Genomic DNA, 21,114 nt, shown 5'->3' on the forward strand with positions numbered 1-21,114 from the left:
CAGACCGGCGCGATGTCCGCGCAGTCGTACAGCGACCCCGCCTCCGGGCCGCAGCCCCGGCGCGGGGCGCCCCAGGGGCGCGAGGAGCCGCCGCCGCGCGCCCGCTCCCGGGCGCGGCAGGACACGCGTTCCGTGAGCAACCAGGAGACGATGGTCGGCGAGGCGCCGCCCAGGCGCTCGCGCCGGGCGAGCGGGCAGGACGAACCCCCGGAGCCGCCCGGGCCGCCGACCAAGAGGCGCAGCGGCTGGCGCCGGTTCGTGCCGAGCTGGAAGATCGTCGTGGCCAGCGTGGTCGTGCTGGCGGCCGGCATCTTCGGCATGATCATGGTCGCCTACAACCTCACGCCGGTGCCCGAGGCCACCCAGGCGTCGGCGGTCGCGCAGCAGAGCACGCTCTACTACCGCAACGGCAAGGTCCTCGCCAAGCTCGGTGTGCCCCGGCAGACCGTCGACTTCAAGGACATGGCCGACACCGTCAAGGACGCCACGGTCGCCATCGAGAACAAGACGTTCTACGAGGACTCCGGCGTCTCCCTCTCCGGCATGGCGCGTTCGGTGTGGATGACCGCGACCGGCCAGCAGCTCCAGGGCGCCTCGACCATCACCCAGCAGATGGCCCGCGGCTACTACGACGGCCTCAGCCAGGAGGTCTCCGTCAAGCGCAAGCTCAAGGAGATCTTCGTCGCGGTCAAGCTCAACCAGGAGCTGACCAAGGAAGTCATCCTCGCCCGCTACCTCAACACCGTGAACTTCGGCCTCGCCTACGGTGTCGAGGCCGCCTCGCAGGCGTACTTCGGGAAGAGCGTCCACGCCAAGAGCCTGACCCCCGAGCAGGGCGCCTACCTGGCCGCGCGCATCCAGCGCCCGAGCTGGGGCCCCGACGACCCCGGCCTGCGCGAGCGGTGGAGCACGACCATCAAGTACATGGCCGAGCAGTGGCCCCAGAAGTACGGCGACCTGCCGGCGAAGGCGAAGTTCCCCAAAATCTACAAGGGCGACGCCAAGGAAGCCTACGCGGGCCTGCGCGGCTACATGATCACGCAGGTGCTGGAGGAGCTGAAGCAGCGCAAGCTCACCCCTGACATGGTCAGGAGCGGCGGCTACCAGATCACCTCGACCTTCGACGAGAAGCTCATGAAGGCCGCCAAGACGGCGGTCGAGGCCACGACGGCGAACATGTCGAAGGAGTTCCACGCCGGCCTGGCCGCCGTCGACCCGAAGAACGGCCGCGTCCTGGCCTTCTACGGCGGCCGCGACTTCCTCACCGACCCGTTCAACGAGCCCTTCGACGCCAGCAAGCAGGCCGCGTCGGCGTTCAAGCCGTACGTGCTGGCGGCCTGGCTGCAGGCCGGTTACTCGCTCAAGAGCTACGTGCCGGGCAACCAGACCGTGCCGAAGATCATCCCGGGCCAGCAGAAGGACGGTTTCCGCAACAGCCACAACGTCGGCCAGGCCGTCGACGTGATCAAGGCCACGGCGCAGTCCGTCAACACCGCGTACGTGTCGATGGCGTTCAAGCTGCCCAGGCAGCTCGAAGACGTCAAGGAGCTCGTGGAGAACGCCGGGTTCGACAAGGGACGCATGGACCAGGACGTCAGGGAGCACCAGTTCCAGTTCGCCATCGGCAGCGCCCTGGTGAAGCCGGTCGAGCAGGCCGCCGGGTATGCGATCTTCGCCAACGGCGGCAAGTACACCAAGTACCACGTGGTGCAGGACGTCAAGCTCAACGGGCAGGTCGTCTACCCCGAGCAGCGGACCTCGACCAGGGTCATCGACGCGGAGGTGGCCGCCGACTCGACGACCGCCATGCAGGAGGTGCTGAGGAGCGGCACCGCAGCGGGCCAGGGGCTCGGCAACCGGCCCGCGGCCGGCAAGACCGGCACCAACAACAACGAGAAGGAAGCCTGGTTCGTCGGCTACACGCCGCAGATCTCCACGGCTGTCGGGTTCTACCGCGAGCGCTGCGTGACCAAGACGGGCAAAATCGTCCAGCCCCTGCATGCCAACTGCCCGGAGACCCCCGGCGGCAAGCCGAGCAAGAAGTACGGCCCGAACAACAAGTACACCAAGGCCGAGGAGGCCCCGCTCGGGTTCGAGGGCGCCGGCCCGCCCACCGCGACCTGGCGGCGGTTCATGCTCGCCGCGCACGAGGGCAAGCCGATCGAGCAGTTCCCGCAGAAGGCCGACATCGGCCTGCCGGAGAACATCGTGCCGCGCCCGGTGCCGACGCCGACGCCGACCGCCACAAGCCCGCTCGACGACGGCTCGGGCAACCCCTTCGACGACGGCAACCAGCAGGACTGCCTGGTCGCGCCCTGCAACGACGATGGCGGTGACGTCACCGACGACTCCCAGCAGGACACCGGCATCCCCGAGGCCGACGACCACGGCATCCTGAGCGGCGGCGGAGGCGGCAAGGTGCCCGACTCCCGCCCGGCCGGCACCCACCAGATGAACGCCAGACACGAGGAGTGGTGACCACGACCGAGGCACGCGTCCCTCTGGCGGCGCGTGCTGTGCCGTTCCTCCCCCTGGGGCTGATCGCCGCCCTGGGGGCCGTCCTCGCCTACGTGGTGCGGCTGCCGTGCCGGGCCGGCGGATGGAACGACCAGGTCCAGACGTACACGAACTTCTGTTACACCGACATCTACCCGCTGTACTTCGACCGGCAGCTCGCGACCCAGAACCCGTACTTCGCCGACGTGCCGTTCGACAAGCAGGTCGAGTACCCGGTGGTGCTGGGCGAGGTGATGCAGGTCATCGCCTGGATCTCGCGGAAGCTGGACCTCGACCAGGTCGCCCAGGCCGTCAGGTTCTACGACCTCACGGTCCTGCTGCTCGGCATCTGCCTGGTGGTCGGCGTCCTGCTGATGGCGGCGGTGGCCGGGCCCACCCGCCGGTGGGACGCGCTGTGGTACGCGATCTCGCCCGCCGTGATCCTGGCCGCGTACATCAACTGGGACCTGGTCGCCGGCGCGCTGTCGATGGGCATGCTGCTGGCCTGGGCGCGCAAGCGGCAGGTGCTGGCGGGCGTGCTGCTCGGCCTGGCGATCGCGACCAAGTTCTACCCGCTGATGTTCCTTGGCGCGCTGTTCCTGCTCACGCTGCGGACCGCCCGCTGGCGGCCGTTCCTGGTGACGCTGGGCTCGACCGCGGGGGCCTGGCTCGTGGTGAACGTGCCCTTCATGCTCTTCGCCTGGGACGGCTGGCGCCGCTTCTACGTCTTCTCCCAGGAACGCGGGATCGACTGGGGATCGCCATGGCTGTTCTTCCAGCGCAAGGGCTGGGGCATCCTGGGCGAGGCCGACGTCAGCACGCTCGGCATGGTGGCGCTGGCCGTGTTGTGCCTGGGTATCGCCGTGCTCGCGCTCGCCGCGCCGCGCCGGCCCCGGCTGGTGCAGATCTGCTTCCTCGCCCTGGCCGCGTTCATGATGACGAACAAGGTGTGGTCGCCGCAGTTCGTGTTGTGGCTGGTGCCGTTCGCGGTGCTGGCCAGGCCCAGGTGGAAGCCGCTGGCGCTGTGGCAGCTCGCCGAGGTCTGGTACTTCGCGGCGATCTGGCTCTACCTGCTCGCCCAGCCCCCGCTCAGCCGCGACGACCTGGGCATCGGGGACGACACGTACTTCACCGCGGTCTGGGGACGGGTCATCACCATCGGGATCATGATGGCGTTCGTCGTCCGGGACATCCTGCGCCCGGAACGGGACGTGGTGCGCCAGGGTGACATCGACGACCAGGCGGGCGGGGTGTTCGACGACGCCCCCGACCGGTTCGTACTGAAGACACCATGATCACGCGCTCGGCCGGCCGGGACGCGCTGCTGCTGTGGCTCGGATCGCGGGCCGGGCTCCTGGTGTCGACGCTGCTCGGCGTGACCCTCGCCGAGTACGCCGGCAAGTGGCGCCAATGGGACGCCGGCCTGTTCGTCACGATCGCCCAGTACGGGTACGACGGAGAACCCGGCAAACCGCACGACGACGGCCTGCCCGCGTTCTTCCCCGGCCTGCCGGTCGTGCTGCGGGCCGTGCATCTCGTGGTGCCCGACTGGGCGATCTGCGGGATGCTGATCTCGCTGGTCGCCGGGGCGGTGGCCATGGTCGCGCTGGCCAGGCTGGCCGAGCTGGAGGGCGCGACCGGCTGGATGGCGGTGCTGGCGCTGCTGCTGTTCCCGATGGCCGTGTTCCTGTCGGCGGGCTACAGCGAGTCGCTGTTCCTGGCCTTCGCGATCCCCGCGTGGCTGGCCGCCCGCCTCGGACGCTGGCCGCAGGCCGTCCTGCTGGCCGCGGGGGCGTCGTGCGTGCGGATCACCGGGTTGTTCCTGGCGGTCGCGCTGGCGGTGGAGTTCGTCAGGAGCAGGGAGTCGTGGCGGCGGGCCGGCTGGCTGGCGGTGCCCTTCCTGCCGCTGGCGGCGTACTCGTTCTACCACTACCGGCGCTCCGGGGACTGGCTGGCGTGGAAGCACGCGCAGGAGGCCGGCTGGGGTCGCGACTTCGAGTGGCCCTGGCAGGCGTGGCGGACGACGTGGAGCTCGGCCATGGGCACCGACGACTTCGCGGTGGCCTTCCGCATGGAGATCGCCGGGGCCGTGCTGGCGGTGGGCGTGCTGGTGTGGCTGCTGGCGCTGCGCAGGTGGAGCGAGGCCGTCTACTGCGGGTTGCAGGCGGCGGCGCTGATGACCTCGGCGTACTACCTGTCGATCCCGCGCTCGCTGCTGCTGTGGTTCCCGCTGTGGGTGCTGGTCGCGAAGGTGGCGACCAGGAAGCCGTGGGTCATCGTGCTGTACGCGCTGATCTGCGGGCCGCTCATGTACCTCAACGCGGCCCGCTTTCTCACGGGCGCCTGGGCGGGCTGAAGTCTCTACCCGTTTCTTCGCCTCGGTAATCCAGGGAAGTTATCCACAGGCTGTGTGTTTTCGGTCCAGAGGCTCCCGCGCGGCGTTCCGAGGCCCCAGTGCGGCGTTCCGAGGTTCTCGCGCCGCGTTCAGAGGTTCTTGCGCAGGAACGCGATGTCGTCGGCCTGGCCCTCGCCCGGCGTCTCCACCACGACCGGGGCGCCGGCCGCGCGGCAGACCGCCAGGATCAGCTCGGGGTCGATCTTCCCCTGGCCCAGGTTGGCGTGCCGGTCGGCGCCGGAGTCGAAGTCGTCGCGCGAGTCGTTGCAGTGGACGAGGTCGATCCGGCCGGTGATCGCCTTGACCCGCTCGACCAGGTCGACCAGCTCCTCGCCGCCCGCGTGCGCGTGACAGGTGTCGAGGCAGAAGCCCACGTCGAAGCCGTCGAGCGCGTCCCACAGCCGGGCGATGCGCTCCAGCTTGCGGGCCATCGCGTTGCCGCCGCCCGCGGTGTTCTCGATGAGCACGGGGATCGGGCACTCCATGCGCTCGAACACCTTGCGCCAGTTGTCGAAGCCCACCTGCGGGTCGTCGCTCTTGTTGACGTGGCCGCCGTGCACGACCAGGCCCTTGGCGCCGAGCCCCGCGGCCGCCTTCAGATGTTGTTCGAGCAGCTTGCGGCTGGGGATCCTGATGCGGTTGTTCGTCGTGGCGACGTTGATCAGGTAGGGCGCGTGGATGTAGACGTCGACGCCCTCGACCGGCTTGTCCGGCAGCACCGGCTTGGCGTAGCCCTGGGGATCGCCGAGGAAGAACTGCACGACCTCCGCGCCGACCCGTTCGGCGTGAGCGGCGGGATCGTCCTGGTCGACGTGAGCTCCGATACGCAGCATGTCAAGGAGCTTATCCGTTTGGCGGGACCGCCCCCGGGAAGACGCCCGGCACCCCCTACCCCCGAGGAGAACGCATATGACACGCTGGCGGCTGCGGGCGCTGCTCTTATTGGTCTACGTGATCGTCGGAATCTACGTCGCCTGGATCTACGACTACATCACCCCGGGTCTCCTCCGGGACGTCGCCGAGGCACTGCTCGCGGTGTTCCTCTGGTTCCTGGTCCTGCTCGGCATCGACCTGCACATCGGCAGGTGAGCCGCGGACACACGACGGCCCCGGGCGTCACCGGGGCCGTTCGCCGTACGGGGGCCCGTCAAGGATGCGGCAGGAAGCCGCCGTGGGCGATGCCGAGCACGGCTCCCACGAACGAGGCCACCAGACCCACGATGTTGACCGAGCGCTGAGGCGTGGTCACCGAGATGTACTGCGAGTAGAGACCGGTCCCGAAACCGAGCGTGCCGAGCCAGGACGAGATCACGTGGGCGGCGGGGAAGAACGCGGCGACGAACGCCACGAGACCGCACGCCAGTGTCGCGACCGCCAGGCCGTTCTCCACCGGGTGAGAGCGTCCGTCGGTGTTGAGCGTGAGCCTGAACCGCTCCCTTTCAGAGGGATGAAGCACATGTGGCACAGCCGCCACCCCCTTGCTTTCTTACATGCTTTCCCACCTACTCGTGGCTGGTAACCTGGGCAGCGCTGCGTTGTGATGGGTGATCCATCGACCCGGGGCGCCGAAATGGGGCGCCGCGGCCTGACGTCAGCGTCCTCCTGTCACGGCAGAGTGTCGTGACCGCAAGAGTCCAGAGGAGGTTGGAGTCCCGCATGCGTCGTTACGAAGTAATGGTCATTCTGGACCCTTCGCTCGATGAGCGCACTGTCGCGCCGTCCCTCGACCAGTTCCTCACCGTGGTCCGCAACGACGGCGGCACCGTGGAGAAGGTCGACGTCTGGGGCCGTCGTCGGCTCGCCTACGACATCGACAAGAAGTCGGAAGGCATCTACGCCGTCATCGACCTGTCCGCGGAGCCCGCGACGGTCAAGGAGCTCGACCGGCAGATGAACCTCAACGAGGGCATCCTGCGCACCAAGGTCCTGCGCCCGGACGTGCACTAGCAGCAGGAAGGCCGCGAAGCGGGCCGCCGTCCCGGTGGCGGGCCGACGAGCGGGTTTCTTGTTGACGACCACCGGCTTTTTGTCGGAGAGCACCCGTACTCTGAGCCGTAACCCAAGCGAAGGCGTGCAGGAAGGCGAGCGCTAGCCATGGCAGCAGGCGACACCGTAATCACCATCGTCGGCAACCTTGTCGACGACCCGGAGCTGCGCTTCACCCCGACGGGTCAAGCGGTGGCTCGATTCCGCATCGCGTCCACTCCGCGGTTCATGGATCGCCAGACCAACGAGTGGAAGGATGGCGAAAGCCTCTTCCTGACCTGCAACGTGTGGCGGCAGGCGGCGGAGAACGCCGCCGAGAGCCTCCAGCGCGGCATGCGGGTCATCGTGCAGGGGCGGCTCAAGCAACGGTCTTACGAGACCAAGGAAGGCGAGAAGCGCACGGTCTATGAGGTCGAGGTCGACGAGGTCGGCCCGTCCCTGCGCAACGCCACGGCCAAGGTCAACCGCACCACCCGTCAGGGCGGCGGCGGCGGTGGCGGCGGCTTCGGCGGCGGCCCTGCCGACGACCCGTGGGCCTCTGCCTCGCCCGCCCCGCCCCAGGGCGGCGGCTACCAGGGCGGTGGCGGTGGTGGCGGCGGCTTCGGCGGCGGCGGCAACCAGGGCGGCGGCTTCGGCGGCGGCAACGACTTCAGCGACGAACCGCCTTTCTAACACCTGTCCACAAGCCCGAGTCCATTCCCGCCCGAAAGGCGGGGCTCTGAGAGGAGCACCACGATGGCTAAGCCGGCACTGCGCAAGCCCAAGAAGAAGGTTTGCCTGTTCTGCCACGACAAGATCTCATACGTCGACTACAAGGACACGGCGCTGCTTCGGAAGTTCATCTCCGACCGCGGCAAGATCCGTGCGCGCCGGGTGACGGGCAACTGCACCCAGCACCAGCGCGACGTGGCGACCGCGATCAAGAACGCCCGTGAGGTGGCTCTGCTGCCTTACACGAGCACCGCGCGCTAAGGAGGTCTGTCGACATGAAGCTCATCCTCACCAACGAGGTCTCCGGCCTCGGCGCCCCTGGCGACGTCGTCGAGGTCAAGGACGGCTACGGCCGTAACTACCTCATCCCGCGCGGCTACGCCATGCGCTGGACGCGTGGCGCCGAGCGCCAGATCGAGACCATCAAGAAGGCTCGCGACGCTCGCGAGATCCGCGACATCGGCACCGCCAAGGAGGTCGCCGGCCAGCTCGGCGCCCTGCGCGTGCGGCTGACCACCCGCGCGGGCGAGTCGGGCCGGCTGTTCGGCTCGATCACCACGGGCGACATCGCCGACGCCGTCAAGGCGGCCGGTGGCCCGACCCTCGACCGCCGTCGCATCGAGATCCGCAACCCGATCAAGAGCGTCGGGTCGCACAAGATCTCCGTCAAGCTCCACCCCGAGGTGTCGGCGTCCGTCGACGTCGACGTCGTGGCCGGCTGACGATCGCTGATCAAGCCCCTCTCCGCAAGGAGGGGGGCTTTTTCGCGTTCCCGTGCCCGCCGCCCGTGGCCGGTGTCCTTTTCCGGTCCTTACGGCTGCGCCAGGTCCGGCCACCCGCCGTGCTCCGGCCGAGGGCCCTCCAGGGGAACGGCCGCTGACCCTTCACCGGCGGGCCGCCGTGACGCGCGCCCACGCGTGACCGGCTGCCGTGGTGACCTGCGCACTTGTTTCCCGTGGGGGCCGCGTAGAATGCCTGCGTTCTTTGTGTGTGTTTCCCCCTGGAGGCTCTGCCATGGCCCGTTCCACGATGCTGCTCGCGATCGGTGTGCTCGCGGTAGGGGCCGTCGCATGTGCCCCGGCGGACCAACCGGCCCCCGCGGCCACGGCGACCGGCTCCGCGGCTGCCGACATGTGCACGAAGGACCAGCTCAAGCTCGTCAACGGCGGCAAGCTCACTATCGGCACCGACAAGCCGGCCTACGAGCCGTGGTTCAAGGACGACGACCCGAGCAACGGCCAGGGCTTCGAGAGCGCGGTGGCGTTCGCGGTGGCCGGCGAGCTCGGCTTCGACCGGACCGAGGTGCAGTGGAGCACGATCAAGTTCGACTCCGCGTTCGCGCCGGGGGCCAAGCAGTTCGACTTCGACGTCAACCAGGTCTCGATCAACCCCGACCGGGCCAAGGCGGTCGACTTCAGCAAGGGCTACTACACGGTCAAGCAGGCCGTCGTGGCGATCAAGGGCAGCAAGTTCGCCGAGGCGAAGAACGTGGCCGAGCTCAAGGACGCCAAGTTCGGCGTCCAGGTGGGCACCACGTCGCTGGCCGGGGTCAAGGACGTCATCAAGCCGTCCGCCGAGCCCAACGTCTACAACGACCAGGTCGACGCCGTGAACGCGCTGAAGAACAAGCAGGTGGACGCGATCGTCGTCGACCTGCCCACCGCGTTCTACGTCACGGCCGCCCAGGTGGACAACTCCAAGATCGTCGGCCAGTTCAGCTCGACCGCGGGCACGCCGGAGGAGTTCGGCCTGGTCATGGAGAAGGGCAGCGCGCTCAAGCCGTGCCTGGACAAGGCCGTCGACTCCCTGAAGTCGAAGGGCGACCTGGCGAAGATCGAGCAGGAGTGGCTGGGCTCGGCCGCCGGCGCGCCTGAGTTGTCGTGAGCCCGACGAGTAAGCCCGCCAGCGAGCACGTCCCCTCGCAGCGGCAGCTTGAGCGCGAGCGCGTCCGCAGGTCGCGGGCGCGCCGCTCGGGCTCGATCGCCACGGCCTCGACGATCGTCTTCATCGTCCTGGTCGTGGTCCTGGTCACGAACTCGCCCGGTTGGCCCCGGGTTCAGGAGGCGTTCTTCGCCCCCGAGTGGTTCGTCAAGGCGCTGCCCCACGTGCTGGACGGGTTCCTGCTCAACATCAAGATGTTCCTGATCGCCGAGCCGCTGATCCTGATCGTCGGGCTGCTGGTGGCGCTGGCCAGAGGCATCACCACGCCCGCGTTCTTCCCGATCAGGGCCCTGGCCACGCTCTACACCGACGTCTTCCGCGGCGTGCCGACGATCCTGGTCATCTACCTCGTCGGCTTCGGGTTGCCCGCGCTGCGGCTGCAGGGCATCCCCACGGACCTGGCCACGCTCGGCGTGATCGGGCTCACGCTCTCGTACGGCGCGTACGTGGCCGAGGTGTTCCGCTCCGGCATCGAGTCGGTGCACCCCAGCCAGGTCGCGGCCGCCCGCTCGCTGGGCCTGAGCCACGTCAAGACCATGCGGTTCGTCGTGCTCCCGCAGGCCACCCGCCGGGTCGTGCCGCCGCTGCTCAACGACTTCGTCTCGCTGCAGAAGGACACCGCGCTGGTGGCCACCATCGGGCCGCTGGAGGCGCTCAGGCAGGCCCAGATCATCGCCTCCAGCAAGTTCAACTACACGCCCTACCTGGTCGCCTCGCTGCTGTTCATCCTGCTCACGATCCCGATGGCCAGGCTCACCGACCACCTGGCCGCCCGTACGCGCAGGAGGCGTGGCGCATGAGCCTGCTGACCATCGAAGGGGTGTGGAAGAACTTCCACGGTCACAGCGTGCTGCGCGGCATCGACCTGGAGGTGCGCGCGCACGAGGTCGTCAGCCTGATCGGCGCGTCCGGGTCGGGCAAGTCCACCCTCCTGCGCTGCGTGAACCTGCTGGAGACCGTCGACGACGGCGCCATCCACCTCGACGGCCAGGAGATCACCGACCCCCGCGTGGACGTCGACGACGTGCGCAAGCGGCTCGGCATCGTGTTCCAGGCGTTCAACCTGTTCCCGCACATGAGCGTGCTCGACAACGTCACGCTCGCGCCCCGGCGGGTGCTCAGGACGTCCAAGGAGCAGGCCGAGGAACAGGCGCACGAGCTGCTGACCAAATTCGGGCTGGCGGCCAAGGCCGGCGCCTACCCCGACCAGCTCTCGGGCGGCCAGCAGCAGCGGGTGGCGGTCATCAGGGCGCTGGCCATGCAGCCCAGGCTGATGCTGCTCGACGAGGTCACCTCGGCGCTCGACCCCCAGCTGGTGGTCGAGGTGCTGGGGATCGTCAGGGAGCTCAAGGAGTCGGGGATGACCATGATCCTCACGACCCACGAGATGAGCTTCTGCCGCGACATCTCCGACACCGTGTGCTTCCTCGACGACGGCGTCCTGGTGGAGAAGGGCCCGCCGGAGAAGATCTTCGCCTCGCCGGAGCAGCCGCGGACCAGGGAGTTCCTGCGCAGCGTGCTCGAATCCGGACGCCTCTAGCGGCGGTGGCGGCCCCGGCCGGGTTCGGCCGGGGCGTCGCGCGGGGTGGCGAGCAGGCTGTGGCGGCGGCCGTACAGAAGGTAGACCAGCAGCCCGAAGGCCATCCACAGGACGAACCACGCCCAGGTGAGCACGCGCAGGTTGAGCATCAGCCAGAGCGTGGCGACCAGCGAGAGCGCGGGCAGCAGCGGCGAGAGCGGCACGCGGAAGCCGCGCTCCAGGTGCGGCATGCGCCGCCGCATCACGATCACCCCCGCCGCCACGAACAGGAACGCGAACAGCGTCCCGATCACCACCAGCTCCTGCATGGTCAGCACCGGCACGAACTCGGCCAGCACGATCGCGATGAACCCGATCAGCAGCGTCACCCGCGTCGGCGTGTGGTACCTGCGGCTGACCGTGGCCAGGCCACGCGGGATCAGCCCGTCGCGGGCCATCGAGAACAGCACGCGCGTCTGGCCCACGATCAGCACCAGGATCACCGTCGTCAGCCCGAGCACCGCCCCCGCGTCGATGACGTGCACCATCCAGTCCACGCCCACGGCACGGAACGCGCTCGACAGCGGCGCGTCCCCGCTGATCTTCGTGTACGAGACCATGCCCACCATGACGAGCGCGACCGCGAGGTAGATGACCGTGGCGATCACCAGACTGCGGATCATGCCCTTGGGCACGGCCTTCGGCGCGTTGACGCTCTCCTCGGCCGAGGTGGCGACGATGTCGAAGCCGATGTAGGCGAACGCGATCGCCGAGGCCGCCGCGAAGACGCCGAACCAGCCGAAGGCCATGCCGTGCCCGGCGAAGAGCTCGATGACGGTCCGCGGACGCACGGGCAACACCTTGGGCTCGACGTAGAAGTCGCCGTAGTTGGCCACGTCGATGTGGGTCAGGCCCACGACGATGACCGCCCCGATGGCCAGCAGCTTGGCCGACACCATGATCCACAGCGCCCGCAGCCCGACCCGCGCGCCGAGGGCCACGATGCCCGTCAGCAGCACCAGGATGACCAGGACGAGCACGTCGTCCACGGACTGCGGCACCCGTACGCCGAAGTCGGCGACCGCCTTGACCGCGATGGACGCCCAAGCCCTGGCCACCACCGCGGCGGCGAACTGCAGCTCCAGGATCAGCGCCCAGCCGATGATCCACGCCCAGACCTCGCCGAAGATGACGTACGTGAAGGTGTAGGCGCTGCCCGAGGTCGGCATCGTGGACGACAGCTCGGCGTAGCACAGGCACGCCAGCAGGCACGCGATCCCGGCGATCATGAACGAGAGGATCACGCCGGGCCCCGCGGTGGTCTGGGCCTGCTCGCCGGCGACGCTGAAGATGCCGGCTCCGATGATCACACCGAGCCCGAGAACCACGAGGTCGGCCGGGCGATAGACCTCGGACAGGCTGTGGCGGGCGCCGGTGCGTAACCCGGTCGCCTCTGACGGCGGCAGTCGTCGCAGAATCGTGGACACGGAACACCCCGCTCAGGGAACTCGCCCATGCTGTCTCACCAGTTGGACAACGGCAAGCACAAGACGATTACGGTGACCCGGACTCCGGCCGTCCGCCGGGGTGACGCGGCAGGTCGGATCGGCTACGCGCCGGTCACCAGCCAGGCCGTGCCGGCCGCCCGCCGGGTGAGGGTGACCAGCCGGGCGATCATCCAGACCCCGAGCGCGCACCAGAGCGCGACCAGGCCGAGCTCGGCGGCCAGGAAGGCCGCGGGCAGGTACGCCAGCGTCGTCCACACCCCGGCCCAGGCCAGGTAGCGCTGGTCGCCCGCGCCGATCAGCACGCCGTCGAGCACGAACACCACCCCGCAGATCGGCTGGAACAGCGCGACCGGCCACAACACGGCCAGAAGCTCGTCGGTCACCGCCGGGTCGGCGCCGAACAGGCCGGGCAGCAGCGGCCTGGCCGCCACGACCGCCACGCCGAGCGCCAGGCCCGACCACAGGCCCCACTGCATCATCCGCCTGGTCGCGGCCCTGGTGACGACCGTGTCCCCGGCGCCGAGCGAGCGTCCGGTGATGGCCTGGCCGGCGATCGCGATCGCGTCGAGGGCGAAGGCCATCAGGTTCCACACCTGGCCGGCGATGGCGTACGCGGCCAGTTGGGCCTGGCCCATCCTGGTGGCGACCACCGTGCCCACGATCAGCACGATCCGCAGGCACACCGTACGGATGAGCAGGGCGAGACCGGCCGTACCGGCCTGCCGGACGCCCGCGAGGTCGGGCGTGAGCGGCGTGCCGAGCCGCCGGGCGCCCCTGACCACCACGACCAGGTAGACGACGGCTCCGAGCGTCTGGGCCAGTGTGGTGCCCCACGCCGACCCGGCGATGCCCCAATGCAGCCCGAGCACGAACCAGGCGTTCAGCGCCGCGTTGAGCGCGAACGAGCCCACGGCCACCACCAGCGGCGTGACCGTGTCCTGCAGGCCGCGCAGCACCCCGGTGCCCGCCAGCACGACCAGCATCCCGGGCGCGCCGAGCAGGCTGATCCGCAGGTACGTCACGGCCAGCTCGGCCTGGTCGGGAGCGGCTCCGAACAGGTCGACCATGGCCGGCGCGAGCGGCCAGCCCAGGGCGATGAGCACCACGCCGATGGACAGGGCCAGCCAGATGCCGTCCACGCCGTTGCGCATGGCCCGCGCGTGGTTGCCGGCGCCGCTCTGCCGCGCCACGGACGCCGTCGTGCCGTACGCGAGGAAGACGCAGAGGTTCACCAGCGTCGCCAGGACCGCCCCCGCCACGCCCAGCGCGCCCACGGCCGTGGTGCCGAGGCCGTGGCCGACGATGGCGTAGTCGGCGAGCAGGAAGAGCGGCTCGGCGACCAGCGCGCCGAACGCGGGCAGCGCGAGCCGCAAAATCTCCCGGTCCTGGGGTGTAATGGGCATTTGTCTATTATGGCCATTACACGGCGTGTCGGGCCAACTTTCTTTCCTCCACAGCCGGTGGACACTGTTTGCCCAGGTCAGACGATGATCGGTGCATATCCGAAAGAGTTATCCCCAGGCTCGTCCACAGAGCTTTCACACCCTGGGCGCGCTGGTGCACAGCTCACCCACAGCGTTGTCCACAGGCCGCGTTGCCCTCGCGCGCCGAACCAGCGAAACTGTCACACCGGTCGACTACAAGTGGGGGTGGTGCGACCGCCTGCAAGGTTGTTCGAGGGGGCGCGGTGAGCATTGACGAAGAGGGCGGCGGAGGCCCCGGTTTCGATCGCACCCCGCCGCACAACATCGAGGCGGAGCAGTCCGTGCTCGGCGGCATGCTGCTGTCGAAGGACGCCATCGCCGACGTCGTGGAGATCCTGCGCTCCGACGACTTCTACCGGCCCGCCCACCAGATGGTCTACGAGGTCATCACCGACCTCTACGGCCGAGGCGAGCCCGCCGACGCCGTCACCGTCTTCGACGAGCTGCAGAAACGCGGCGAGATGGCCAGGGTGGGCGGCGCCGCCTACCTCCACACGCTGACGGCGGTCGTCCCCACGGCCGCCAACGCCGGCTACTACGCCAAGATCGTGCGCGAGCAGGCGATCCTGCGCCGCCTGATCGAGGCCGGCACCCGCATCGTCTCCTTCGGCTACGGCGGCCAGAACGAAGAGGTCGACGACCTCGTCGACCGCGCCCAGGCGGAGATCTACAAGGTCACCGAACGCCGCACGTCGGAAGACTACGCGCCGCTGGCCGACATCATGCCTGGCGCCCTCGACGAGCTGGAGGCCATCGGCAGCCGCGGCGGCCAGATGGTCGGCGTCCCGACCGGCTTCCAGGACCTCGACCAACTCACCAACGGCCTCCACCCGGGCCAGATGATCGTCGTGGCCGCCCGCCCGGCCATCGGCAAGGCCCTGGCCCTCGACACCCCACTGCCCACGCCCACCGGCTGGACGACGATGGGCGAGGTCGAGGTCGGCGATGAGCTGATCGGAGCCGACGGCAGGCCGACCCGGGTCGTCGCGGCGACCGACGTGATGGACGACAGGCCGTGCTACGAGGTGGAGTTCAGCGACGGCACGGTGATCGTCGCAGACGCCCAGCACCAATGGCGTACGTCCTCGCGCGCGGCCAGGAGGGCGGCCGCCACGCTGCCGTCCCTCTACTGGACGGCGGCGGCGGCGGTCCGGCGGGTCGAAGAGGCCCGCGACGCGGCGTTCGGACATCCGGACAGGCCGGTGACGCATCGCGAGGCCCTTGAGACCGTGGGGGAGGAGTTCCGCAACGTCCTCCACACCGTCCAGCGGCAGGTCGGCCCCATGGGGAAGGTCCCCACCGCCGTCGGCGGCCCGATCAGGAGCTCTTCCTGGCATGCCCCCGCCTATCCGGCGGGCGAGCTCCACAGCGCTCTGCACACGCGGATCACCACGCCGAAGAACGCCGCCACGACCGCGGAGCACCAGCACGTCGTGACGACGGAGGAGATCGCCGCCACCCTCCGCTGCACGACGGCCGACGGGCGGCCCAACCACGCGGTGGCGGTGGCGGCGCCCTTCGCGCTGGCCGAGCGGGAGCTTCCGCTGTCCCCTTACGTGCTCGGCGTGTGGCTGGGCGACGGCCACAGCACGGGCGCGCGGTTCTCCACCGTCGACCCGGAGATCATCGAGAACATCGAGGCCGAGGGCATCCGGGTCACCCGCGTGGGCTCCTCGATCGCCTACCAGATGACCCTGCCGGAGCCGGCCGCGCCCACGTGTCCCGACTGCGGTCGTCCCTCGAGCGGGCTGCGGCGGTGTCGGGCCTGCCCTCTCGACCACGGCACCGTCCAAGGACTCCTCCGCACTCTGGGCGTCCTCGGTGACAAGCACATCCCGGCGGGCTACCTGCGGGCCTCTGAGGGACAGCGACGCGCCCTGCTGGCCGGGCTGCTCGACTCCGACGGCCACGTCAACGCCGCTGGGCAGATCCAGTTCGCCGTCACCAGCCGTCGCCTCGCCGCCGACGTGCACGAGCTGGTGCTGAGCCTCGGCTACAAGGCGACCATGCGTACCAAGCCGGTCAGAGGCAGGACCGAGGAGAGCTCGACCTGCTACATGATCAGTTTCACGACCTCCGACAAGCTCTTCCGGCTGCCGAGGAAGGCGGCCAGGCAGGTCGATGCCGCGCATCCCAAGACCCGGGTCCGCTACATCGTCGATGTGCGGAAGATCGAGAGCCGTCCGGTGCGCTGCGTCGAGGTCGACAACGCCGACCACATGTACCTGGCGGGCCGCACCTGCATTCCCACTCACAACAGCACGCTGGGTCTGGATTTTGCGCGTTCTGCGGCGATCAAGCATGGAATGACCACTGTCATCTTCTCGCTGGAAATGTCCCGCAACGAGATCACCATGCGTCTGCTGTCCGCCGAGGCCAGGGTCGCCCTGCACGCGATGCGTTCGGGCATGATGGGCGACGACGACTGGACCCGCCTCGCGCGCAGGATGAGCGAGGTGGCCGAGGCGCCGCTGTTCATCGACGACTCGCCCAACATGTCGATGATGGAGATCCGGGCCAAGTGCCGGCGGCTCAAGCAACGCAACGACCTGCGGTTCGTGGTCATCGACTATCTCCAGCTCATGAGCTCGCCGAAGAAGACCGAGAGCCGCCAGAACGAGGTCTCGGAGATCTCGCGTGCGATCAAGCTGCTGGCCAAGGAGCTTGAGGTGCCGGTCATCGCCATCTCGCAGCTCAACCGTGGCCCCGAGCAACGTACGGACAAACGCCCCGCAGTTAGCGACCTTCGCGAATCGGGATCTATCGAGCAGGACGCCGACATGGTCATCCTGTTGCATCGCGAGGACGCCTACGAGCGGGAGTCGCCCCGGGCCGGTGAGGCCGACCTGATCGTGGCCAAGCACCGTAACGGCCCGACCGCCACGGTGACCGTGGCCTTCCAGGGTCACTACAGCCGCTTCGTGGACATGGCCCAGCACTGACGCCAAACGACGGTCAAGGTGTGACAAACCAGACAGCCGCGGAAGGGATGGGGATCGATCATCAGGGCGCTCTACCCGATGACGTAAGCAAAGGGGAGAACGCCATGACCATCCTGATCGCCTACGACGGCTCGGCGGATTCGCGCAGCGCCATCGAGTTCGCCGCCAAGAATCTGGCCGCTCAGCCGACCGTCGTCGTCACCGTGTGGGAGCCGCTGCTCGTGCAGATGAGGAAGTACCCGCTGGCAGCGGGGGCGATCTCGCCGGAGACCGAGACCGAGGCGCAGGCCCAGGCCGAGTACTACGCCAAGGAAGGCGCCGAGCTGGCTGTCGCCGCCGGTCTGCCCGAGGTGACCCACCGCGCGGTCGCCGACAACGAGTCCATCTGGAAGACGGTCGTCGACGTGGCCGACGAGATCGACGCCTCGCTCATCGTGACCGGCTCGCGGGGCCTGGCCGGGGTCAGGTCGGTGCTGCTCGGCAGCGTGTCCAACCATGTGCTCCACCACGCCCACCGGCCGACGCTCATCGTTCCGCCGGTTGCGGCGCCGAAGGGCTGACGCAGCAGACTTTGGGCGGGGACAGCCGGGTGTCCATGCGGCGGGCGCCCGGCCCTTCCTCGCCGAGCCGGTCGTAGGGGTTGGCGACCGGGCATCGGTCGAGTGACAGGCAGCCGCAGCCGATGCAGTCGGTCAGGTCGTCGCGCAGCCGCTGGAGCTGCTCGATGCGGTCGTCCAGCTCGCCGCGCCAGGCGGCCGACAGCCTGGCCCAGTCCTCCCGGTTGGGGGTGCGCCCGTCGGGCAGTTCGGACAGCGCGTCCCCGATGGTCGCGAGGGGGATGCCGAGCCGTTGCGAGAGCCGGATGAAGGCGACCCTGCGCAGGGTGTCGCGGTGGTAGCGGCGCTGGTTGCCGGCGGTGCGGCGGCTGGAGATGAGACCCTTGGTCTCGTAGAAGTGCAGCGCGGAGACGGCCACGCCGCTGCGTTCGGCGAGCTGTCCGACCGTCAGTTCTTTGCTGTTCCAGGCGACCATACCTGAAGCTTACTTGAGGGTTCGCTCGAAGAACGTCTCCAGCACGACGATGGTCTGGGTGCCGGTCACGCCGTCCACCTCGAAGATCTGGCGCAGGACGTCCTGGAGCTCCTTGGTGCTGGACGTGCGCACCTTGACCAGCAGCGACGCCGGCCCCGCGATGACGTGGGCCTCCTCCACGGCGGGGATCGCGGCCAGCGGGCCGGCGGTGTCGCCCATCCAGGTCGCGCCGTCCACCAGGACGTAGGCGGTCACCGTGCGGCCCAGGGCGTCCTGGTCCACCTCGATCGTGGTCCGTCTGATCACGCCGCGCTCGCGCAGCTTCCGTACGCGTTCGTGCGCCGCCCCGCTGGACAGCCCCACCGCCTTGCCGAGCGCCGCGTACGACTGCGTCGCGTCCTCCAGCAACAACCCGATCAGTGACCTGTCGATCTCGTCCATTGCTGAATCCTATACGGCGGAATGTCGATATGACCGAATGTCGTATGGTGGTCGTCATGGACACGATCCCCACCGAGTTCGAAGCCCTCGACGAGCGTTTCGCCGGCATCGGCGGCGACGACCGGCTCGAACGCCTCCACACGGGCACCCGATGGGCCGAGGGCCCGGTCTACTTCCCGGCCGGCCGTTACCTGGTCTGGAGCGACATCCCCAACGAGCGCATGCTCCGCTGGGACGAGACGACCGGCACGGTCGGCACGTTCCGGCAGCCGTCCGGCTACACCAACGGCAACACCATCGACCGCGAGGGCCGGCTGATCTCCTGCGAGCAGGGCAACCGCCGCGTCACCCGCACCGAGCACGACGGCTCGATCACCGTCATCGCCGACCGCTGGCAGGGCAGACGCCTCAACAGCCCCAACGACGCCGTCGTGCGCTCCGACGGCTCCGTCTGGTTCACCGACCCCCCGTACGGCATCACCAGCAACTACGAGGGCGTCGTGGCCGAGCAGGAGATCGACGGCTGCCACGTCTACCGCGCCGACCCGGTGACCGGCGAGGTGCGCATGGTGGCCGGCGACTTCGTCCGTCCCAACGGCCTGGCCTTCTCCCTCGACGAGAAGCTCCTGTACGTCGCCGACACCAGGGCCAGGCACCTGCGCGTCTTCGAGGTCGGCGAGGACGGCACGCTGTCGGGCGGCAAGGTCTTCGCCGAGGGCACCCCGGCCGACAACTTCGACGGCCTGCGCCTCGACGACACCGGCCGCGTCTGGGCCGCGGCCGGCAAGGCGCTGCTCTGCCACGACCCCGACGGCACCCTGATCGGCCGGCTCAGGCTGCCGGAGAACACGGCGAACCTGGTGTTCGGCGGGCAGAAGAGGAACAGGCTGTTCATCGCCTCCTCCTCTTCGCTCTACTCCCTGATGACCAACGTCACCGGCGCCCGCCCGGTCTGGGCCCGCCGCTGACGTCCCTACTCCCACCGGAACAGCCGCACGGCCAGGCCCCCGAACACCGCCAGCCCTGCGGCCATCACCACCACGTGCAGGAGTTGGGGGGCCTGTCCGGCCCAGGTGTCCTTGAGCGCCTGGGCGAAGGGCCCGGCCACGGAGAAGTCGCTGACCTTGCGCAGCGCGTCCGGCATCATCTCGCGCGGCAGCCACATGCCCCCGACGAACATCAGCGGGAACATCACCGCCGACCCGATCCCCGAGGCCGCCTTCCCGTTGGGCGCCAGCGCCGCGATCACCAGGCCGATGGCCATCAGCGCGGCGGTGCCGAGCAGGAAGACCAGCACGAACCCGAGCCACTGCCTGGGCGCCGACGTCCCGAACGCCGCCATCCCGGCCACGATCAGCACGACCGTGGACACGGCCCCGACGGTCAGGTTGACCACGAGTTGCACGGCCAGCAGCCGTCCCGGATGCACCGGCGTGGTGGACATGCGCCTGAGCACGCCCTGCTCCCGGTAGCCGGCCAGCACGGTGGGCAGCACGCTGCAGGCCAGCGTCAGCAGTGCGAGCAGGGTCATCATGGCCGGCATGTGGGCGTCCACCGACCGCAGCCCGGATGCGTCGGGCTTGGTCATGTCCGGCACGCTGAGCCCCAGCACCAGCAGCAGGCCGACCGGCAACCCGATGGTGAAGATCATGAACGGCCAGTCGCGCAGGTGCAGCTTGGCCTCCACGAGCAGGATCTTCGTCATGACAACTTCCTTCCGGTGAGCGCGAGGAACGCGTCGTCCAGGGTCGCCTGCTCGATGCGCAGGTCGGCGGGGATGATCTGGTGCTGGGCCAGGGCCAGCGTGACCACATGGGCGAGGTTGCCGGTGCCCGAAACCGAGACCTGCCCGCCGTGCCTGACGACCTCGCGCACCTCGGGCAGCGCCAGCAGCACGGCGTCGTCCAACGGGCCCGAGGGGCGGAACCGTACGTGCTGCTCGGCCCCCACCTGGGCGATCAGCCCCGCGGGCGTGTCGGTGGCCACCACCTTGCCCGCGTCGATGAGCGCGAGCCGGTCGCAGAGCCGCTCGGCCTCCTCCATGAAGTGCGTGACCAGCACGATCGTCACGCCCGAGTCGCGTACCTGCTCGATCAGCTCCCACGTGTCCCTGCGGGCCTGCGGGTCGAGGCCGGTGGTCAGCTCGTCGAGCACCGCCACCCGCGGCCGGCCCACCAGCGCCAGCGCGACCGACAGCCGCTGCCGCTGGCCGCCGGAGAGGTTCTTGAACGTGGCGTCGCGCTTGTGCCCGAGACCGACGTGTTCGAGCAGTTCCCTCCAGTCGGCGGGGTCGGGGTAGAAGGAGGCGTACAGGTCCAGGGCCTCCCACACCTTGATCTTCTCCGGCAGCGCGGCGCTCTGCAGTTGCATGCCGAGCACCTGGCGCAGCTCGTCCCGGTCGCGGCGTGGGTCCAGGCCCGTCACGCGTACGGTGCCGCCGTCCGATGAGCGCATGCCCGCCACGCACTCCACGGTCGTGGTCTTGCCGGCGCCGTTGGGGCCGAGGATGCCGAAGATCTCACCCTCGGCGACCTCGAAAGACACGTCGTCCACCGCGAGGTGGTTCGGATACTGCTTGCGCAGGTTCCTCACTTCGATCACCTTCATGGCATCGACGCTAGGAGTCCCGGCTTTTCCGCGGAATCGCGGTAGATGCCGG

At 69.3% G+C, this 21,114-nt stretch carries 22 protein-coding genes; 14 read left to right on the forward strand and 8 right to left on the reverse strand.

What is annotated here, in order from left to right:
• The first annotated feature begins 12 nt into the window (after positions 1-12).
• Genes AB0J97_RS02735 through AB0J97_RS02745 form a run of 3 tightly spaced genes read left to right on the forward strand, consistent with a single transcriptional unit; the run spans position 13 to position 4,852 of the window.
• Complete coding sequence (locus AB0J97_RS02735; RefSeq protein WP_364083605.1) at positions 13-2,478, forward strand: transglycosylase domain-containing protein; 2,466 nt, start codon at positions 13-15, stop codon at positions 2,476-2,478.
• Complete coding sequence (locus AB0J97_RS02740; protein WP_364083608.1) at positions 2,475-3,791, forward strand: glycosyltransferase 87 family protein; 1,317 nt, start codon at positions 2,475-2,477, stop codon at positions 3,789-3,791. The genes AB0J97_RS02735 and AB0J97_RS02740 overlap by 4 nt, the downstream gene beginning before the upstream one ends.
• Positions 3,788-4,852 (forward strand): mannosyltransferase family protein, encoded by a 1,065-nt coding sequence (locus AB0J97_RS02745; RefSeq protein ID WP_364083611.1) that lies wholly within the window; start codon positions 3,788-3,790, stop codon positions 4,850-4,852. The genes AB0J97_RS02740 and AB0J97_RS02745 overlap by 4 nt, the downstream gene beginning before the upstream one ends.
• A gap of 128 nt (positions 4,853-4,980) precedes the next feature.
• On the opposite strand, the gene AB0J97_RS02750 is transcribed toward AB0J97_RS02745, so the two are convergent.
• Positions 4,981-5,724, reverse strand: coding sequence for a deoxyribonuclease IV (locus AB0J97_RS02750; protein ID WP_364083614.1), 744 nt, complete (start codon positions 5,722-5,724; stop codon positions 4,981-4,983).
• A 76-nt stretch (positions 5,725-5,800) separates the two neighbouring features.
• On the opposite strand from AB0J97_RS02750, the gene AB0J97_RS02755 reads away from it, so the two are divergent.
• Positions 5,801-5,980, forward strand: a complete 180-nt coding sequence (locus tag AB0J97_RS02755; RefSeq protein ID WP_357693360.1) for a hypothetical protein — start codon at positions 5,801-5,803, stop codon at positions 5,978-5,980.
• Positions 5,981-6,038: 58 nt separating this feature from the next.
• Here the strand turns inward: AB0J97_RS02755 and AB0J97_RS02760 are convergent, their stop codons facing one another.
• On the reverse strand, positions 6,039-6,281 hold the full coding sequence (locus AB0J97_RS02760) for a hypothetical protein (RefSeq protein ID WP_364083617.1): 243 nt from the start codon (positions 6,279-6,281) through the stop codon (positions 6,039-6,041).
• A 266-nt stretch (positions 6,282-6,547) separates the two neighbouring features.
• Between AB0J97_RS02760 and rpsF the strand changes: the two genes are divergently transcribed.
• The 7 genes from rpsF to AB0J97_RS02795 all read left to right on the forward strand — a co-directional run bounded on the left by rpsF (position 6,548) and on the right by AB0J97_RS02795 (position 11,069).
• Positions 6,548-6,838 carry a 30S ribosomal protein S6 gene (rpsF, locus tag AB0J97_RS02765; protein ID WP_026214314.1) on the forward strand — a complete coding sequence of 97 codons (291 nt, stop codon included), beginning with the start codon at positions 6,548-6,550 and terminating at the stop codon, positions 6,836-6,838.
• A gap of 147 nt (positions 6,839-6,985) precedes the next feature.
• Positions 6,986-7,549 (forward strand): single-stranded DNA-binding protein, encoded by a 564-nt coding sequence (locus AB0J97_RS02770; RefSeq protein ID WP_364083620.1) that lies wholly within the window; start codon positions 6,986-6,988, stop codon positions 7,547-7,549.
• 63 nt (positions 7,550-7,612) lie between these two features.
• Positions 7,613-7,849 carry a 30S ribosomal protein S18 gene (gene rpsR / locus AB0J97_RS02775; protein ID WP_020543048.1) on the forward strand — a complete coding sequence of 79 codons (237 nt, stop codon included), beginning with the start codon at positions 7,613-7,615 and terminating at the stop codon, positions 7,847-7,849.
• A 14-nt stretch (positions 7,850-7,863) separates the two neighbouring features.
• Entirely contained in the window at positions 7,864-8,310 is a 447-nt protein-coding gene (gene rplI / locus AB0J97_RS02780; RefSeq protein ID WP_357693364.1) for a 50S ribosomal protein L9, read from the forward strand.
• Positions 8,311-8,602: 292 nt separating this feature from the next.
• Positions 8,603-9,472, forward strand: a complete 870-nt coding sequence (locus AB0J97_RS02785) for an ABC transporter substrate-binding protein (protein ID WP_357693366.1) — start codon at positions 8,603-8,605, stop codon at positions 9,470-9,472.
• Positions 9,469-10,329 (forward strand): amino acid ABC transporter permease, encoded by an 861-nt coding sequence (locus tag AB0J97_RS02790; RefSeq protein WP_357693368.1) that lies wholly within the window; start codon positions 9,469-9,471, stop codon positions 10,327-10,329. Before AB0J97_RS02785 ends, AB0J97_RS02790 begins: the two co-directional genes overlap by 4 nt.
• Positions 10,326-11,069 (forward strand): amino acid ABC transporter ATP-binding protein, encoded by a 744-nt coding sequence (locus AB0J97_RS02795; protein ID WP_364083625.1) that lies wholly within the window; start codon positions 10,326-10,328, stop codon positions 11,067-11,069. The genes AB0J97_RS02790 and AB0J97_RS02795 overlap by 4 nt, the downstream gene beginning before the upstream one ends.
• Here the strand turns inward: AB0J97_RS02795 and AB0J97_RS02800 are convergent.
• Both AB0J97_RS02800 and AB0J97_RS02805 read right to left on the reverse strand, forming a co-directional pair.
• Complete coding sequence (locus AB0J97_RS02800; protein WP_364083628.1) at positions 11,066-12,535, reverse strand: amino acid permease; 1,470 nt, start codon at positions 12,533-12,535, stop codon at positions 11,066-11,068. The genes AB0J97_RS02795 and AB0J97_RS02800 overlap by 4 nt on opposite strands.
• 122 nt (positions 12,536-12,657) lie before the next feature.
• Positions 12,658-13,959: an MATE family efflux transporter gene (locus AB0J97_RS02805; protein WP_364083631.1), complete on the reverse strand. Its 1,302-nt coding sequence runs from the start codon at positions 13,957-13,959 to the stop codon at positions 12,658-12,660.
• 284 nt (positions 13,960-14,243) lie between these two features.
• Between AB0J97_RS02805 and dnaB the strand changes: the two genes are divergently transcribed.
• Positions 14,244-16,982 (forward strand): replicative DNA helicase, encoded by a 2,739-nt coding sequence (gene dnaB / locus AB0J97_RS02810; protein ID WP_364083634.1) that lies wholly within the window; start codon positions 14,244-14,246, stop codon positions 16,980-16,982.
• Positions 16,983-17,086: 104 nt separating this feature from the next.
• Positions 17,087-17,542, forward strand: coding sequence for a universal stress protein (locus AB0J97_RS02815; protein WP_364083637.1), 456 nt, complete (start codon positions 17,087-17,089; stop codon positions 17,540-17,542).
• Here AB0J97_RS02815 and soxR read toward each other — a convergent pair.
• Together soxR and AB0J97_RS02825 are read right to left on the reverse strand one after the other, a co-directional pair.
• Entirely contained in the window at positions 17,508-18,014 is a 507-nt protein-coding gene (gene soxR, locus AB0J97_RS02820; RefSeq protein ID WP_364083640.1) for a redox-sensitive transcriptional activator SoxR, read from the reverse strand. The two genes, AB0J97_RS02815 and soxR, sit on opposite strands and share 35 nt — an antisense overlap.
• Positions 18,015-18,023: 9 nt before the next feature.
• Positions 18,024-18,455: an Lrp/AsnC family transcriptional regulator gene (locus AB0J97_RS02825; RefSeq protein WP_364083643.1), complete on the reverse strand. Its 432-nt coding sequence runs from the start codon at positions 18,453-18,455 to the stop codon at positions 18,024-18,026.
• A 56-nt stretch (positions 18,456-18,511) separates the two neighbouring features.
• Here AB0J97_RS02825 and AB0J97_RS02830 point away from each other — a divergent pair, with 56 nt between their 5' ends.
• Positions 18,512-19,423, forward strand: a complete 912-nt coding sequence (locus tag AB0J97_RS02830; protein ID WP_357693384.1) for an SMP-30/gluconolactonase/LRE family protein — start codon at positions 18,512-18,514, stop codon at positions 19,421-19,423.
• Between the two features lie 5 nt (positions 19,424-19,428).
• Here the strand turns inward: AB0J97_RS02830 and AB0J97_RS02835 are convergent, their stop codons facing one another.
• Both AB0J97_RS02835 and AB0J97_RS02840 read right to left on the reverse strand, forming a co-directional pair.
• Positions 19,429-20,160 carry an ABC transporter permease gene (locus tag AB0J97_RS02835; protein ID WP_364083647.1) on the reverse strand — a complete coding sequence of 244 codons (732 nt, stop codon included), beginning with the start codon at positions 20,158-20,160 and terminating at the stop codon, positions 19,429-19,431.
• Entirely contained in the window at positions 20,157-21,062 is a 906-nt protein-coding gene (locus AB0J97_RS02840) for an ABC transporter ATP-binding protein (protein ID WP_357693388.1), read from the reverse strand. The genes AB0J97_RS02835 and AB0J97_RS02840 overlap by 4 nt, the downstream gene beginning before the upstream one ends.
• Positions 21,063-21,114 lie beyond the last annotated feature (52 nt).

It is taken from the genome of Nonomuraea sp. NPDC049607, assembly GCF_040675375.1.
Taxonomy (GTDB): Bacteria; Actinomycetota; Actinomycetes; order Streptosporangiales; family Streptosporangiaceae; genus Nonomuraea.

Bases quoted from the DNA above. Each gene is read 5' to 3' on its own strand.
- AB0J97_RS02735 (WP_364083605.1), top strand. From the start codon at position 13: ATGTCCGCGCAGTCGTACAGCGACCCCGCCTCCGGGCCGCAGCCCCGG.
- AB0J97_RS02745 (WP_364083611.1), top strand. From the start codon at position 3,788: ATGATCACGCGCTCGGCCGGCCGGGACGCGCTGCTGCTGTGGCTCGGA.
- AB0J97_RS02750 (WP_364083614.1), bottom strand. From the start codon at position 5,724: ATGCTGCGTATCGGAGCTCACGTCGACCAGGACGATCCCGCCGCTCAC.
- AB0J97_RS02755 (WP_357693360.1), top strand. From the start codon at position 5,801: ATGACACGCTGGCGGCTGCGGGCGCTGCTCTTATTGGTCTACGTGATC.
- rpsF (WP_026214314.1), top strand. From the start codon at position 6,548: ATGCGTCGTTACGAAGTAATGGTCATTCTGGACCCTTCGCTCGATGAG.
- AB0J97_RS02770 (WP_364083620.1), top strand. From the start codon at position 6,986: ATGGCAGCAGGCGACACCGTAATCACCATCGTCGGCAACCTTGTCGAC.
- rpsR (WP_020543048.1), top strand. From the start codon at position 7,613: ATGGCTAAGCCGGCACTGCGCAAGCCCAAGAAGAAGGTTTGCCTGTTC.
- rplI (WP_357693364.1), top strand. From the start codon at position 7,864: ATGAAGCTCATCCTCACCAACGAGGTCTCCGGCCTCGGCGCCCCTGGC.
- AB0J97_RS02785 (WP_357693366.1), top strand. From the start codon at position 8,603: ATGGCCCGTTCCACGATGCTGCTCGCGATCGGTGTGCTCGCGGTAGGG.
- AB0J97_RS02795 (WP_364083625.1), top strand. From the start codon at position 10,326: ATGAGCCTGCTGACCATCGAAGGGGTGTGGAAGAACTTCCACGGTCAC.
- AB0J97_RS02805 (WP_364083631.1), bottom strand. From the start codon at position 13,959: ATGCCCATTACACCCCAGGACCGGGAGATTTTGCGGCTCGCGCTGCCC.
- AB0J97_RS02815 (WP_364083637.1), top strand. From the start codon at position 17,087: ATGACCATCCTGATCGCCTACGACGGCTCGGCGGATTCGCGCAGCGCC.
- soxR (WP_364083640.1), bottom strand. From the start codon at position 18,014: ATGGTCGCCTGGAACAGCAAAGAACTGACGGTCGGACAGCTCGCCGAA.
- AB0J97_RS02825 (WP_364083643.1), bottom strand. From the start codon at position 18,455: ATGGACGAGATCGACAGGTCACTGATCGGGTTGTTGCTGGAGGACGCG.
- AB0J97_RS02830 (WP_357693384.1), top strand. From the start codon at position 18,512: ATGGACACGATCCCCACCGAGTTCGAAGCCCTCGACGAGCGTTTCGCC.
- AB0J97_RS02835 (WP_364083647.1), bottom strand. From the start codon at position 20,160: ATGACGAAGATCCTGCTCGTGGAGGCCAAGCTGCACCTGCGCGACTGG.
- AB0J97_RS02840 (WP_357693388.1), bottom strand. From the start codon at position 21,062: ATGAAGGTGATCGAAGTGAGGAACCTGCGCAAGCAGTATCCGAACCAC.